General features: G+C 44.4%; 14 protein-coding genes and 2 pseudogenes. 3 read left to right on the plus strand and 13 right to left on the minus strand.

The genetic code is table 11. The features are described from left to right. Positions 1-324 precede the first annotated feature (324 nt). From AC4PM4_RS24030 to AC4PM4_RS24080, 11 genes and pseudogenes are all read right to left on the minus strand, one after another. The gene (locus AC4PM4_RS24030) at positions 325-870 is read right to left on the minus strand and encodes a TlpA family protein disulfide reductase (protein ID WP_491614726.1); all 546 of its coding nucleotides are present in this window, start codon (positions 868-870) and stop codon (positions 325-327) included. Between the two features lie 32 nt (positions 871-902). Beyond that, a complete protein-coding gene (ccmA, locus tag AC4PM4_RS24035; RefSeq protein ID WP_090807041.1) occupies positions 903-1,616 on the minus strand; it encodes a heme ABC exporter ATP-binding protein CcmA in 714 nt (237 codons plus the stop codon). Further along, entirely contained in the window at positions 1,609-2,430 is an 822-nt protein-coding gene (locus AC4PM4_RS24040; protein WP_491614784.1) for an ABC transporter permease, read from the minus strand. The genes ccmA and AC4PM4_RS24040 overlap by 8 nt, the downstream gene beginning before the upstream one ends. 25 nt (positions 2,431-2,455) lie before the next feature. Further along, entirely contained in the window at positions 2,456-3,031 is a 576-nt protein-coding gene (locus tag AC4PM4_RS24045) for a nitrous oxide reductase accessory protein NosL (protein WP_491614727.1), read from the minus strand. Beyond that, the gene (locus AC4PM4_RS24050) at positions 3,028-4,383 is read right to left on the minus strand and encodes a NosD domain-containing protein (RefSeq protein WP_491614728.1); all 1,356 of its coding nucleotides are present in this window, start codon (positions 4,381-4,383) and stop codon (positions 3,028-3,030) included. The genes AC4PM4_RS24045 and AC4PM4_RS24050 overlap by 4 nt, the downstream gene beginning before the upstream one ends. A gap of 189 nt (positions 4,384-4,572) precedes the next feature. Continuing rightward, positions 4,573-5,226, minus strand: coding sequence for a response regulator (locus tag AC4PM4_RS24055; protein ID WP_063562787.1), 654 nt, complete (start codon positions 5,224-5,226; stop codon positions 4,573-4,575). Beyond that, positions 5,223-6,068, minus strand: a complete 846-nt coding sequence (locus tag AC4PM4_RS24060; RefSeq protein WP_491614729.1) for a sensor histidine kinase — start codon at positions 6,066-6,068, stop codon at positions 5,223-5,225. The genes AC4PM4_RS24055 and AC4PM4_RS24060 overlap by 4 nt, the downstream gene beginning before the upstream one ends. 28 nt (positions 6,069-6,096) lie before the next feature. After that, positions 6,097-6,825, minus strand: a complete 729-nt coding sequence (locus tag AC4PM4_RS24065; protein ID WP_063562789.1) for a response regulator transcription factor — start codon at positions 6,823-6,825, stop codon at positions 6,097-6,099. A gap of 190 nt (positions 6,826-7,015) precedes the next feature. After that, positions 7,016-8,098 carry an ABC transporter substrate-binding protein gene (locus tag AC4PM4_RS24070; protein WP_063562790.1) on the minus strand — a complete coding sequence of 361 codons (1,083 nt, stop codon included), beginning with the start codon at positions 8,096-8,098 and terminating at the stop codon, positions 7,016-7,018. 101 nt (positions 8,099-8,199) lie between these two features. Then, positions 8,200-8,967: pseudogene (locus tag AC4PM4_RS24075) on the minus strand (ABC transporter substrate-binding protein); the annotation flags it as partial. 84 nt (positions 8,968-9,051) lie between these two features. Further along, positions 9,052-9,813, minus strand: a pseudogene (locus tag AC4PM4_RS24080) (helix-turn-helix domain-containing protein); the annotation flags it as partial. A gap of 281 nt (positions 9,814-10,094) precedes the next feature. On the opposite strand from AC4PM4_RS24080, the gene nrdI reads away from it, so the two are divergent. Genes nrdI through nrdF form a run of 3 tightly spaced genes read left to right on the plus strand, consistent with a single transcriptional unit; the run spans position 10,095 to position 13,530 of the window. Continuing rightward, complete coding sequence (gene nrdI / locus AC4PM4_RS24085; RefSeq protein ID WP_063562791.1) at positions 10,095-10,454, plus strand: class Ib ribonucleoside-diphosphate reductase assembly flavoprotein NrdI; 360 nt, start codon at positions 10,095-10,097, stop codon at positions 10,452-10,454. Beyond that, positions 10,441-12,525 carry a class 1b ribonucleoside-diphosphate reductase subunit alpha gene (nrdE, locus tag AC4PM4_RS24090; RefSeq protein WP_491614730.1) on the plus strand — a complete coding sequence of 695 codons (2,085 nt, stop codon included), beginning with the start codon at positions 10,441-10,443 and terminating at the stop codon, positions 12,523-12,525. The genes nrdI and nrdE overlap by 14 nt, the downstream gene beginning before the upstream one ends. Before the next feature lie 42 nt (positions 12,526-12,567). Then, the gene (gene nrdF / locus AC4PM4_RS24095) at positions 12,568-13,530 is read left to right on the plus strand and encodes a class 1b ribonucleoside-diphosphate reductase subunit beta (RefSeq protein ID WP_491614731.1); all 963 of its coding nucleotides are present in this window, start codon (positions 12,568-12,570) and stop codon (positions 13,528-13,530) included. An 87-nt stretch (positions 13,531-13,617) separates the two neighbouring features. Here nrdF and AC4PM4_RS24100 read toward each other — a convergent pair whose 3' ends face one another. Then, positions 13,618-14,661, minus strand: coding sequence for a hypothetical protein (locus AC4PM4_RS24100; protein ID WP_491614732.1), 1,044 nt, complete (start codon positions 14,659-14,661; stop codon positions 13,618-13,620). A gap of 12 nt (positions 14,662-14,673) precedes the next feature. After that, on the minus strand, positions 14,674-15,465 hold the full coding sequence (locus tag AC4PM4_RS24105) for an ABC transporter permease (protein WP_244192953.1): 792 nt from the start codon (positions 15,463-15,465) through the stop codon (positions 14,674-14,676). Positions 15,466-15,481: the final 16 nt, after the last annotated feature.

A 15,481-nucleotide genomic window follows, 5' to 3' on the forward strand; every position in this document is an offset into this window, starting at 1 on the left:
GCGAGCTGTGTTTTACCTGATACTGAAGGGCCAAAGTACTTAACAGGACCTAATAGTTAAAATTATTATATCTTTGTGAATTAGCAATTCAATCACTGACACGTCTTCGTCCCTAAATGTTCAAGAAAGGATCAACTCTTTCTGACAACTCGGTGAAAAGCATAAAAAGCACCCAAAGGGGCTATTGATTCATTAGGCACAACCGTGGTATTGCGATTTTCAATTCTACTATGCTTGCAAGATGTTCGGGAAAAATAAAACAAAAGAAGCCGCTCGTATAGTGAGCGACTTCTCGACTTTTTTTGTTCATAAGTCTGCAAAGCTTCAATTCCGTTGCTGTACGGTCTCCTCCAGCCATTGCTGCAAAGGAATATCCTTAGTCAACTCACCGAGCAAAATGTGACTGAATATACCTTCCTGATCTATGATCATGGTCGCTGGCAACCCGGTGATACGATACAGACCGGAGACCTTTCCGGTCACATCAATGATAACAGGGAAATCGAATTGCTGTTTCTCCATAAATTCACGAATGGTGCCCTTCGCTTCCCCCACGTTGACAAACAGAGCCTCTACATCGTTTTGATACGTCTGAGCAATCTGCTTAATCTTTGGCATTTCCCTCACACAGGGCGTACACCATGAAGCCCAGAAGTTAATCATGACGACTTTGCCCCGATAATCGGAGAGCTTCACCTGTTCTCCGTCTGAATTAACCGCAGTGAATTCAGGAGCAGTTGCACCGGCTTCAATGGCACCGGTTATTTTGGGCTCGGATGATGAAGTCCCCTGGTAAATTGCCCACACAGCGGTCAGTAAAGCAGCCATTCCAATCAGGATAGTAAGCAAACTTCTCATTTTCGCACTCATTTTTTTACTCTTTTTTTCCAATAAATTCACCTTCATTTTAAGCCAAGACTATGATGAAATGCAGCATGAAGCGACCCGAACTGTTGACGAAAGTCCTCAGTAGAGCCATCTCCCACATTACGTCCTTGGTTCATAAAAACAATGTGATCGGCAACATCATCTGCGATCTCAAGCTGGTGGGTGGAGAACACAACCATATGCCCTTCCTCCTTGATCTGTTTTATCAGATTTGCAAACTCCTGCATCCAGAAGGGGTCCAGTCCATTCGTCGGCTCATCCATGATCAGCAGCGGAGGCTTGGACAGCAGAGCCTGGGCAAATAACACACGCTGCCGCATACCTTTGGAAAAGGTCGTGACCCGTTTCTTTTTTTGATCGGCCAAGCCTACCATGGTTAGCACTTCCGTTACTCGCGCTTTAGGCACTTTCCTTAACGCCGCCCAGAACTGGAGCGCCTCCTCTGCCGTCAAACCCTGGTTGAAATGATAATCATCCGGCATATATCCGATCTGTTCCGAATATCGCTTTCGTTCTTTGGACCAGCGCATATTGTTTACAATGATTTCACCCGAGGTAGGTTGAAGAATACCTGCAAGCATACGCAGAACGGTGCTTTTTCCGGCCCCATTTCCGCCGCATAAGGCAAGCACATGACCGGAAGAAACGCGAAAGGATATATCTTCAACAATCTGTTGTTTTTTTATGGATTTACACAGTCCAACAATCTCTGTTTCCACGTTATCCATGGGAACGTCCCCTTTCCCATATCCCGTATACTGCCACGATAGAACATGTAATCCACAGCAGACATATCCCCATAAAGATCCAGCTCCCGCTCGATGGATGTACCCAATCTACCCACTGATAATATTCAGGTCCCAGTATCGAGCCCCCGCCAAGTTTGATCAACACAAACAAACGTACCAACTCAGCCGGATTGATGAAGGTTAGAACGGTGAGTAAGGGTTTTACCCACTGATACGGCATGAGTCCCAGCACGGAAATTAGAAGCGTGGGCCACCCGATCACAGCAAAAAACCAAACGGATACCGATATCGTTAACGCTTGCCAGCGATTTTTGGATAACGAACCGATGAACAGTGCAATAGTCAGAAATAGCAACACCAGTCCGCAGGAGAATACCAGAAACAAAAGATATGTCTTAACATCTAAAGGGCTACCCACCCATCCGCTAAGAAGTCCCATCAGGCCATATCCGAATGTAACTATCGTCATTAATACAACCGACAGCCCCAGATATTTGCCAACAATAAAAGACATCGTGCCAATGGGGTAAGTGGACAACAGCTGCCAGCTGCCCTCTTCCTTTTCAGAAGTCAACGAGAACGAGCCCAGAAAGAGGGTCATCAGCGGCAACAGATAAAGAATAAGATTTAACATGGAACCTGTAGTGCCAGAGTATCCTGCTACAAAATTCTGAGAATTGATGATTAACAAACTCAGACTAAACACGCAGAAAAGAATCAAAAATGAATATGACCATGGGTTGCGAAATCCCATTTTCATTTCTCGTCGAACGACTTGTACCATATCTCCCATCATGCATCACCATCTTCATTGGTCATTACTTGTGGCCTGATTCTTCCGTTGATTCGCTTTCCCCATGTGTTTCTTCATGCATGCCTTCACCCATCCCCTCTTCGGAATGCCCATGCTCACCCATCATATCCATCGTCTCTGTGTTTTGTTTCCAGTCGTGGGAGGCAAGGTCTTCAGCGGTCATGATCGTTCCTACACCCTGCTCGGCAACAAAAGCTTCGGCAGATGGTTTATCCTTGAAATTGAGGATGCCGTAAGCCATCGGTGTACGCAGTGAAGCATCGTATACATAAGTGGCTTTGCTGTACTCAATCCATTCCTTGTCATTATAATCACGAACAAAATCCATTCCGATGTTATCTGTTCCGTTCTCTTCTTTCCACTGATGCATACAACCAATGTCATCAAATTTATAATTTTTACCGTCTTTCGTGGTAAGCTGCGTGGCATAGGCATCATCTTTCACCTGCATTTTGCAAATGGCACAGATATCCACGTCTTCATTGATAGGCAATGCCTCGTATTTTTTTCCGCAAGCTGTTAATAACAGCACCCCAAAGAGAAACACCATAACTGTTTTCCAATGTGTTTTCATTCTCATTTTCGTAATACCCCCATATTGATCATAATAAAAGTGGCCAGGCCCAGCAGAATGCATCCGATGATCCAAACCCCGGTTATCTCTTTGACCACTTGTGTACCTACCTTCGTCGTCTGTGATACCGCTTCCATGCTCATTAATGGCGATCTGTCGCTTGTCCACTCTGCCTTGCCTTCCGTAAACAAGTTGCTCATAAAGATCATGCCTGGAGATTGAAAGAAAAGCTGATAGGCCGAATTCCGGTTGACCACTTGCTCATAAAAAGGATTAATTCCATAGGACAGTTCACTAATTCCATCATCGTTCAGGTCAAGACCTTGAAAGGAATCCCAGAAGTTTTCCTTCATCTCATTGTTACGGCTGTCCATCGCTGAAGCTTCAATCACATTCGAAACAAATTGGTTTCTGGTAAACTGATTATCCTCCGCAAGAACGAGCTGAATTCCGATGAAATTCCGGAGCACCGCATTGCCGCGAATTTCATTTCCTGAGGATTCAGCAATGTTCATGCCAACACGGTTACCTTCCACGACATTGTTATGAACCGAGGATTGCTGTACGTCATACAACAAAATCCCTTGTGAATGCACATTTTCGTTCTGTTTGCGAAAAGAGTTTCCCGATACGACCGTATTCTTGACGCCCATGACCATGGCTCCGGTACTGTTGTTCTCTCCCACATTGTCCACAATAGAAGAGCCATCGATATACATACAATGAATTCCATACCTGGTATGTAACAGCGTGTTACCCTTAACCGTAAGATTGCGACTGTTCTCCAGATATATACCATCCCGCATGCCCGTAATTTTGTTGTCTTCGATGTGGGTACGATGGGAATTGTACAGATCAATGCCATTCCCCTTTTGACCACTGGAAGCAGACTCCGGTCCAGCCCATGAAATGGTATTGCTATGTATGAGCCCATCGACGGAACCCCGCAGCACGATTCCAAAACTTTGACTCTGAATATCCAGGCCCGTGATCTCTACTCGATCTCCTTCAACCTGAATCGCTGCAGTGGGTTCATTTGTTAAGTGTCGTACCGTGAAACCCTGCAATGTCACTCCATCTGAACGAATGGTAATGGTGGATTCAGCATCCGTATTCAATACCAATACGGATGAGTCCCCTCGAATGGATATATTCTTGTCTATACTTACGGGACCAGAATAAATACCCGTCTCAAGTACAAGCACTTCTCCAGGTCTAGAACCATCAATGATTGGCTGGAGTGGAATAGCATCTTTGGTTTCAGGAGCAGCATTTGCAGTGTCCAGCGGGTAAGATAGCGGGATCAACAGTATCCCTATAAGCAGCAATATGCTCAGGACAATCCGTTCGCGAAACATCATAACCTCCTTCATGAAACACACTGCTCATAGTGTACATAAAAACAAATTTTTACCATATAGCTCAAGCTAGCTATAGAGCTGGACGTTTTGTGTCCAAATTGTGAGGTCATTGTGGTAAAAGTAGAAAAATCACATCCACTTAACATGAAAATAGAAAGAACACACGGATATAGTAAAAAAAGCTTATTACAGACGATTATGGTCTGTAATAAGCCCTTGCTCCAATGCGTAACGTGTCAGTTGAACACGATTTTGAACCTGCAGTTTTTGCAAAATGTTTTTTAAATGATTCTTGACGGTATACTCTGAAATTGTATAATTCACAGCGATTTCTTTGTTCGTCCATCCTGCAGCCACGCCATACAGAATATCCTTTTCCCTTGTCGTTAGTGGAACGTCAGGTTCTTTTTTCTCCGTGAGTGAGACATCCTTCAGGATTTGGTAAGCCACCTCGCGGCTCAATGGAGCTTCTTCTGTAACGATGGAATGAAGATATTCCAGCCACATGGAGGGTTCAAGGTTTTTGAGCAGATAACCCTGAGCTCCCCGTTTCAACGCTTCCAGAAGGTGTAGTACATCATCCGAGACGGTAATCATGACAATTTTCACATAAGGAAACGCCAATTTGATCCGCTGTGTTGCTTCAAGACCGTTCATAATGGGCATCTGAATGTCCATGAGGATTAGATCGGGAAGCCACTGTTCTGTATAATCAATCGCTTGTTGACCGTCCGACACGACGCCAATCACTTCGAAGCTGGGGTCCATGGATAAAATTTCACATATGGCTTCTCTCGCATGAGCGTGATCGTCTACAACAAGTACGCGAGTATGGCTCATAACATCTCACCATCCTTTGAAAATTCGACAACAGTAAGCTGCTGTTCCCTTCGGAATTGCATGTTATAGTTCAGCTCATTCATCCGCTCTCTCATGATTTTCAGTCCATATCGATCCTTTCGTTCAAAGGGATTCATCTCAAATCCTTTTCCATTATCTCGAATCGTGATATTCCAGCACTTCTTGTGCCCTTTTCCCTGAATCCATCCTTGAGAAGCAGATGAGTGCTTTTGAATATTAAAAAGAGCTTCCCGAATACAAGCGAGCAGTTCTACTTTCTCTTTGTCAGTAAATGCATCATCCGGGATGCTCCAATCCAGTTCGATTCGGACGGGGATATCTTTGGCAATTCTTCGAATTTGACCAAGTAGTGTGACCGATTCGTTCGTAGTGAAGGTATTGTCAACGTTAGGATCATAACGTAAATCGGCAATGGCCTGACGCACATAACGATTGACTTCATGAACCGTTTTCTTGATCGAATACACATCGTCCAACTGTTGATCCAACTTGGCTTGTTCCTCTAAACGCCCCACTTTTACCGATAATAAAAAAAGGGATTGGGCGATTCCATCATGGAGTTCCTTGGCCATCTTTTCACGAGATTCCAATGCGGCTTTGGCTTCACGCTCATGCTCCAGCTCTTTTTGAATACGTTCCAACATCAGAAACAGCCGAGTTAACAACGTTATACTCACGACATATACAATGACAGGCGTAAGCCAGTTGCCCAAATTCATTGATATGTAGGGGAGCAGAAACTGATGTCGTACATACTCCCACAGTCCAACGGTCAAGGTGGGAATGAGCAAGATCATCCACTTGATTTGTTTGTAAGACATATTCTCCTCCTGAACTGCAAGATAAGAATCAGTGAGGCAAACGAAGAATATAACCGAACCCCCACAGGGTTTGAATCAGATCTTCCCGATTCGGCACATACTCGGATAGTTTGTCACGCAACCGTTTCACATGGGTATCTACAGTCCGATAATCCAGATCTTCCTCATGCTCCACTTTCCAAACAATTCTCAGCAAATCCTGCCTAGAGAATGCGATTTCCGAGTGTGTCGCCAGATGATAAAGCAAATCAAATTCTTTGGGAGTCATATGAATCTCCACTTGTCCTACTGTGACTCTACGGGAAGTTGGATTGATTAGAATGGAGGAAATCAACACCTCGCTCGCTGAATGATCTTTTGGCGCAGGTTCGATTAATCCGTTATAACGAGCCATCATAGTTTTAATACGTAGCACAACCTCCCTCGGACTGAATGGTTTCATGACAAAGTCATCCGCCCCTGCTTTGAAAGCTTCAAGCCGATCAGTTTCTTCTGACTTGGCTGTCAGAAACATGACGGGTATGCTTAAGTTGGTCCTAAGATAATGGCATATTTCAATTCCCTTAATATCGGGAAGAATCCAATCGAGAATGATCAAGGCATAAGAACCGTGATGAAGCTGCCCAAGGGCTTGCCAGCCTAGCGAAGCCTCCTCAACGATAAATTGTTCTTTCTCCAAATACATGCGAAGAAGTCTTCGGACCCGTTCATCATCATCTACAATCAATATTCTATTTTGCTGCAGGGTCCCGTTCATGTCTTACCTCCAAATCTTTGCGATATTCTGATTATTTTCTTAGTTTCTCATTGTAAAGCCTCAAGCCAGTGAGTGAACTTGATGTAATCAGCATACCTTCAACGTACTCAAAAGGCATGACTCCATAGAGCCATGCCTTTAATAATCTATCTCTGAATTGTAGACAATGTATGAACGATTATGTCCAGGCTTATTTCTTGCCGGTGACGGCTGCTACCACATCGTCTGCCACCTTGCCGTCTGCAATTGGGCCGGACATCATCCAATGTCTGGCTGACACTTTGAACACATGGTTGTCCTTCACAGCAGGCATCGTTTTCCATACATGAAGTTTCTCGACTTCCGTTGCAACGGCACTGTTCTCATTGAACTCTTCTTCCGTGCTAATCGATCCTCCGTAGATGGCAAACACATAATCAGCTCCAATAGAAGGCAGCTTCTCTAGAGATGTAGTGACTCCCCAATCGTCCTTAGTATCCTTCTGGAATGCTGCAACGCTTTCGTCTGGATTTAACCCCAATTCAGTGTAGATAAGTGGAGCGAAGCTCGGAAAGAACACCTGCAGATCCTTGTCCGATGGACGCATGAAGACAACTGTTTTGTCCGGGCCCACAGCCGAAATGATATCTTCCTTGGCCTGTTTCAGTTTGTCGGTGTTCGCCTGAAGCACCTCCTGTGCTTTATCTTCCAAGCCCGTTGCCTTGCCTATTTCCACAATGGTTTTCTCCCAATCATCCGGTGAATAGGCAATGGTTGGCGCAATCTTGCTCAGTTCCTCATACGCTTTGTCATCAATGGCGTTTCGCTGAACCACGATAAGATCGGGCTGGGTTGCCAAGATGGCTTCCAGATTCGGATTGAAATCCGCATTTCCAGCGAGTGGGATGTTCAGTGCTTTGAGCTGGTCATCCAAGTAGTAGCCATCAAAGTCGTATGCATAGACCATCGGTACACCCAGGGACAATGTAAGATCCTCTAGACCAAATACGGCAACACGTTTTGGATGCAGCGGAACTTCCGTTTTGCCCATGGCATGTTCGATGACCTGAGTCTGAGGCTCTTCGGCAGTTTGAGTCGCTGCGCTTGCGTTTGTCTTGGTCGTTTCTGTTGTGGCTTGCTCCCCTGCTGTATTTGTTTTATTTCCGCAGGCAACAACCATAAGTGAAAGAACCAATAGCAGGAGCATCAATCCTGCAAATCCGCGTTTCCTTCCATGTGTAGCCTTTTTTGAACGATCTCTTCTAAAGAGATCATTATTTTCTGTATGAGACATGAGTTCCCCTCCGCATTTCTGTATTGAGAATGATTATCACATGATGATTATACAGATGTTCCTCAGCGAAGAAAATAGAAGAAGATGTCTACTTTCGCCCATTACCGGGCACTAAATAGCAAGTTTACTTCCTGAAGCAGAAGTTCATGCCGATTGGCTGTATGTTCCAGGATCGGTTCGCTTAACCAATGTCCTCCCTGTGTCAGAAAGACTTGTCGGTTTCGTACGGCATGCAGCTGTTTCCAGCTTTCCGCATGTTGAAGCCTCTCCCACACCATCTGGGAATGATGGTCCTTCATAACACTCACGATGATGACGTCCGCATCGAATGCAGCAAGCTGTTCGGCTTTCACGTATCTGGTAAATTCGATCTGATCCACACCCGAAGCCGCGGCAATCTTCAAATCGTCATAAAATACGGTTCCTGCTCTTCTACCCCAGATCTGAATGCCCCGGGGAGACACACTTAATGCGATTAGCTTACCTTGCTGAAACGAATGAGGAATATAATGAAGAACCGTTTCCACCTTTTCCTCATATCGAAGAAGCCATCTTTCACTTTCATTCTCCCGATCCAAAAAACGGGCTGTTCGCCGCAGATGTTGCCGCCAATCCTCTCCGTGCCAACTTAGAAACAACACCGGTGCGATGTGCCGCAGCTTCTCTTTCTCCTCTTCGGGGATCATCTCGTCCAATGCAACAATCCGGTCTGGCCTGGCCCGCATCAATGCTTTGAGGTTGAAATCATAGTCGTGGCTGAGTGCTACCTTGACATCATAACGATATTTCCGACGGTAATCATCTGTCCAAAACTGATCAATGGGCGCTGCGAAGGGGATGATTTGTAGGGTCAGCAAATGCCCGATATTGGGCCAGCTGTACGCGGCTGTTTTGCATTTCCTGTTCGCAATATATGTACGAGGCGGTAATCCCACCTGCTTTTTGAATTGGCTGCTGAAATAGTGTTGGTCCTTGAAACCTGCCAACAGAGCAATGTCCTTCAGTGGTTGTCCTGCTTCCATCAGACGTTTGGCCTCGTTGGTGCGAATCTCTGCCAGATAGTCCATCGAACTCTGACCGAACTTCTCTTTGAATGATCTCATGAAATAATAGCGGCTCATGCCCGCTTCATCGGCCAGGTTCTCGACTGTGATTGTATCCTGATAGTGATGCAGCATGTATTTCCGTGCTCTCTCGAGTGCGTTCTCGTGTTGGTTCTGCTTCTTGAACAGAAGATGCAGCAGGTCCTGGAAACCTGCTTGGCTTGCGAAACGATCTGTTGAATCACCGGTATGCCAGTAACAGACGATTTTTTCGCAAAGTTGCTGCACCTGTGCATCTGGAAACGTGATTGACCTACCAAGCTCCGTCAACAAATGCTCAGAGGACACCTTCTGTCCTTCATATGGAATGATGCCGATATGAATCCGGTATATGATCTGCTCTCCATCCGTTAAATAAACGGTCTCGACCCGTTGGCCTGGTAATACTAAATGGGCACTATTTGGAACGAACGGATGCGGTATGCCATCAATGACGATTTTGCCGTGACGATTTGCAGCAACAAGAATGACATGATCTGGTGTTTCTTCGTATACCAAACGATAGGCCTTGTCGACCGAATCCTTGAATACGTTCTTTAATCCATACCATGCGAGATCTGCTGCTGTCTGTCCTTCACCCTCTGGGTGATTTTGTTGTAAATGTGTCATCATAGCGCATCCCTCTTTTCGAATCTTCTTCAAAATTCTAAATGATAACAATTCTCAATGTCAATCATAATTCTCTCATGCACCAAATATCGTGTCTTCGAATATGGATATCTACTAAGCCACAAATTTTTTAAACCTAGTAATAGAGCCCATTCATCCGGTTTTTCACAAAATTGATACCGATAAGCATTTGACAAAGCTATATATTGATATAAAATTAAGAAATAGATCTATATATAGTGTTTGTTTTTGATCACCTTTCATTTGTCAAGGAGGATATGATAGTGCTAATTGTGTATGATTCTATAACCGGGAATGTTAAGAGGTTTATTTCCAAGCTTCAACTGCCGGCTGTTCAGATTCAGAATCAAATGACGATTGATGAACCGTACGTACTTGTGACATATACAACAGGTTTTGGACAGATACCTGATAAGGTGTCTTCTTTTTTGCAAAAAAACTCTGCATACCTGATTGGCGTGGCCGCCAGCGGTAACCGTAACTGGGGTGAGCGTTTTGCCAAAAGTGCAGATTTAATATCTGCATCTTATAACGTCCCGGTTATTAGTAAATTTGAATTATCGGGCTCCAAGAGAGATGTGGAGTATTTTGAACAGGAGGTGAGCCGCATTGCGTCATATTGAATTAAATAACATGCTGCTAAAGCGCGACTCTGATGGCTTCTTCCAGTTACATAAGGATAAAGAGGCTGTAGAGGAGTTTATGAAAGAAATCAAAGATAGAAGTATGGCGTTTGCCAACATTGATGATCAAGTCAAATTCATGATTGAACATGATTATTACGAGGATTTCTATGCTTCCTATACAGCTGACCAAGTTAGAACCGTATTTGAAATTACGCGTGGCTATCAATATACCTTTCCTTCCTATATGGCAGCTTCTAAATTCTATACTGATTATGCATTGAGAACGTATGACCGCAAAACATACCTTGAGCAATATGCGGATCGAGTAGCAGCCGTAGCACTTCATCTGGGTCAAGGACACTTTGATACGGCTTGTTTGCTGTCTCGTTCTATGATGGAACAGCGTCTTCAACCGGCAACCCCTACTTTTCTAAATGCGGGAAAAAGTCGGCGCGGTGAACTGGTTTCTTGCTTCCTGCTTGAAATGGATGATTCACTGAACTCCATAAACTATGTACTAAACACTTGTATGCAGTTATCCAAAATCGGTGGTGGAGTGGCTGTCAACCTGTCGAAGTTGCGTGCTCGTGGTGAAGTCATTAAAGGGGTTGAAGGTGCTGCTAAAGGCATCACGCCTGTTCTCAAGCTGATGGAAGACGGCTTCTCCTACGCTGATCAGATGGGTCAACGTAAGGGGTCTGGTGCAGCATACTATAATATTTTCGGTTGGGACGTTATGGAACTGCTGGATAGCAAAAAGATTAATGCGGATGAGAAAATCCGGCTGAAAACTCTCTCTATCGGACTTATTGTCCCTAATCGTTTCTATAAGCTGGCTCAAGATAATGAGCCCCTGTACCTCTTCGCACCTTATAGTGTCTACAAGGCGTATGGAACACATTTGGATGATATGGATCTGGACGTGATGTATGATACCTTGCTGGCTGACGACCGCGTGAAGAAGAAAAAATCGCTCAGCGCACGGGATATGCTGACCAAAATAGCGATGACTCAACTTGAATCCGGTTATCCCTACATCATTAATAAAACCAATGCCAATCAAGCACATGCCTTGAAAAACGTAGGACAAGTCAAAATGTCGAACCTTTGCACAGAGATCTTCCAGCTCCAAGAAACTTCTGAAATTACAGACTATGGTCAACCGGATATTATTCGCAAAGATATCAGCTGCAACCTGGCCTCCCTCAATATTGTTAATGTTATGGAGAGTGGCAAGATCAAGGAATCCGTTCATGAGGGAATGATCGCACTAACCTCCGTCAGCGACATGACACATGTAGCCAATGCTCCCGGTGTGGCAAAAGCCAATTCCGAAATGCATTCCGTTGGCTTGGGTGCCATGAATCTGCACGGTTACTTAGCCAAAAACAGGATTGCTTATGAGAGCTCGGAGGCCAAGGATTTTGTACGTACCTTCTTTATGACCATGAATTATCATTCTCTGGAGAAAAGTATGGAGTTTGCAGAGCAAACGGGTCAACGGTTCTATGGATTCGAGCAATCGGACTATGCGACTGGGGTATATTTTGATCGTTATGTGACTACGGATTACCGTCCCACCACATCGAAAGTACAAGAATTGTTTAACGCCATTGCTGTTCCGTCTCCTGAAGATTGGAACCTGCTTAAGTCTAAAGTGATGACAAATGGTCTCTATCATGCCTATCGCATGGCTATTGCTCCAACGGCCAGCATCTCTTATATCCAAAACGCAACATCCAGTGTAATGCCCATCGTGGAACAAATTGAGACACGGACCTATGCCAATTCAACCACGTATTATCCAATGCCCTATTTGCAAAAGGATAATGTCTTCTATTACAAGTCAGCGTATCAAATGGATCAATTCAAGGTAATTGATTTGATTGCGGAGATTCAGCCGCATGTGGATCAAGGCATCTCAACCATTCTGCATGTAAACAGTGATGTATCCACGCGGGAGTTGGCTCGCTGCTACCTGTATGCTGCTCATAAAGGGTTGAAATCTCTGTATTATACAAGAACCAACAAGCTGACGATGGAAGAATGCATTGCTTGTTCAATATAAATAATTTCCCTTTAGGGTATTACGATTGGAGTTTGATATACCATGCCGGCAATTCAAGCTGTGAACTGGAATCGAGCGGATGATGATTTCACACTGATGTTCTGGAATCAGAATATTATGCAATTTTGGACCGATGATGAGATTCCTTTATCCGATGATAAAATGACCTGGGGCATGCTCAGTGATATAGAAAAAGACGCTTATATGAAAGTCTTGGGCGGCTTAACCCTTCTGGATACGATCCAGGGTGGTGTAGGTATGCCGCAGATTATGGAGCATGTCGATGGACTGCAACGCAAAGCCGTACTTAGTTTTATGGCGATGATGGAACAAATTCATGCGAAATCATACAGTAGTATTTTCACCACATTGGCATCAACCGAAGAAATTGACAGTGTATTTAAATGGGTGGAAGAAAATCCATATCTGCAAACCAAAGCGACGATTATACGTCAGTATTACATGAATATTGAAACTTCAAAAGATCTGTATATGGCAATGGCTGCATCCGTTCTTTTGGAAAGTTATTTGTTCTACAGTGGATTTTTCTATCCACTCTATTTAGCCGGACAAGGCAAACTTACATGCAGTGGTGAGATCATTGATCTGATTCTGCGGGATGAAAGTATTCACGGTGTATATGTGGGGGTGTTGGCCCAGGAAATATACGCAAGCTTTGATGAAACGCAGCGGAACGATGTGTATCAAGGTTTGGTTGATCTAGTACAGCTTCTTCATCAAAATGAGTTGCAATATACGGAGGAATTATATACACCTATTCATTTGACCGAAGAAGTGGAAACCTTCCTTCGTTATAATGCTAACAAAGCCATGATGAACCTCGGTTTTGAGCCATTATTTGAAGACGAGGAAGTTAACCCGATTGTGTTAAATGGAATCAGTACACATACCAAACAGCACGACTTTTTCTCTAAAAAAGGCAATGGGTATATTCGTACTCTGAATGTAGAACCTCTGACGGATGATGATTTCAAGTTTGAATAAGTCATAAAGAATCATAATAAGGCTAACGTGTAGTCCATGAATATAAATAAAGAAGGCTGTTCCTCCCCGAGGAATAGCCTTCTTTATTTACTTTTCGAGCAACGAGATCAGTCTTTGCAGCAGAACAGGCTCTTCCTTGCGGAATTGCTCCAACCGGAGTCTTACCTTCGCAAACACTGCTTTGTCTTCACGCATTTCATGACGGATGTATTGATCCCTTAGCTTCATTCCCCTGGTGGTTATATCCTGATAACCATTCACAAGTTCTTCGTCGTAAGGGATTATCCCCTCATCGATCAAATAGGCAATCCGTTCACTCATCATTTTTTTGTGCTCCCAGAGCACATGAAGATGCCTCACATCGTTACGGTCACCGAGACGAGGATCGTTGCTCTCTACCGCATCATAGTACATTTGCAAATAGTCGTAGACGTCAATTCCGAAAGCCTGTTCGTCATCAGGAATGTAATTAATGCGATTCAGATGAGTCTCACCGTTCAGGTAATCATGCAGTTGGTCGAGTGCTACGATTCTATCGAAAGGATAAGGAGAATGCGGCTCGTATTTGTAAAAATAAGTGTGATGATCCGCGGTGAGTCCCTCTCTGAGCAGATGTCTCATGGAATGGATAGCATCAAGGAATTCCGTGAACGGAATCTGTACATTGCGGTAAACTCCCGTATGGTCGAACATGGAAGCATCAAAAATGCGTTTGTCCCAATCAAAACCGTACAGAAAAAGATGATGCGGAAACGGTTCCTGCTGATAGGCCGCCGCTGGTGGTAGCTTCGCTTCGTCCAAAAACACGATGCAATAATAGCCGCTACGAATCTGATCCGCGAAAAATTGGGGCCAGGCGTCCAGCGCCAAATGCTCCAGAATTGTATAATTCACAGAGCATGTGAGTAGAAATGGATTATTGAAATTCAGTTCGTTGGGTTGGCCCCGGAAAAAGTCGATATAAAACTGTCTGCCATCATCCAGAAAGGTTTTCTTGCAGGACAACTGAATGAAATTGCTGTAATACCAAGGAATTGTTTCCTCATGTGCACTGGTAATCGAAAGCGTGTAAGCCCACCTCAGAAATCCTTTAAGCGGCGGATTTAACACGGGCAGCTGAACAGCATTCATTCTTTCTCCCCCTTAACTGCTTGCACTACTATATCCCTTTACAGCCTGTTTCCAGAGCAAACGTATAACTGTGAAGAGTATAAGCGAAGCGACCAATGCCAGTCCTGTATAGAGCCAGCTGAGCTGTCCTAGCAGGAACATCGGCCCGAAATTGGTAATCAGGAACAGCGGAATGACAAAGGTACCAATCCGCCGGACCCAAGTTGGGTATATTGCCATTGGAAAATTGTTGGCATCCCAGGCGGAATGGGCGATCTCCGATGCAGAACCCGTCTGAACGAACCGAAATGACAGCAATGCAGGGATAATCATTAGACAGTATGTGATGATAACGGACACGAATAACAGCAGCATAAACCCGGCTAGCTGGAGAAACGTCAGGGGTATGTCCATAGCATGCCAGCCAATACCAACCATGACGAAACCAACTAAAATATCAGGGATTGGCAGGGCCAGATCGACATAACGCAAAGAAGCCATGAATTGAAGAGAAACCGGCTTCGTTAACATTAGATCAAGTGAGCCGTCCTTAATATATTCCGGAATTTTCGTAAAATTGGTGAAAAACAGCCCGACATATATTCCTGTCACTACGGTGTGCATGCCTATAAATAGTAGCAGCCCTTCTGGCGGTATGCCGTCGACGTGAAGATCGGTGCGGAACACGACGAGTACATATAACAGTTTGGCGAGCAGGTAGACGGATTCCACCAGCAGGCTCATCATGAAATTGCCTCGAAACTCCATCTGGGCAATGAGACAATTTTTGATGAACATGCCATACAAATGTGCGTATTTTCTCATGGCTCTAAACATATGG

The sequence above is a fragment of the Paenibacillus sp. MDV22-iso6 genome (genome assembly GCF_058408365.1).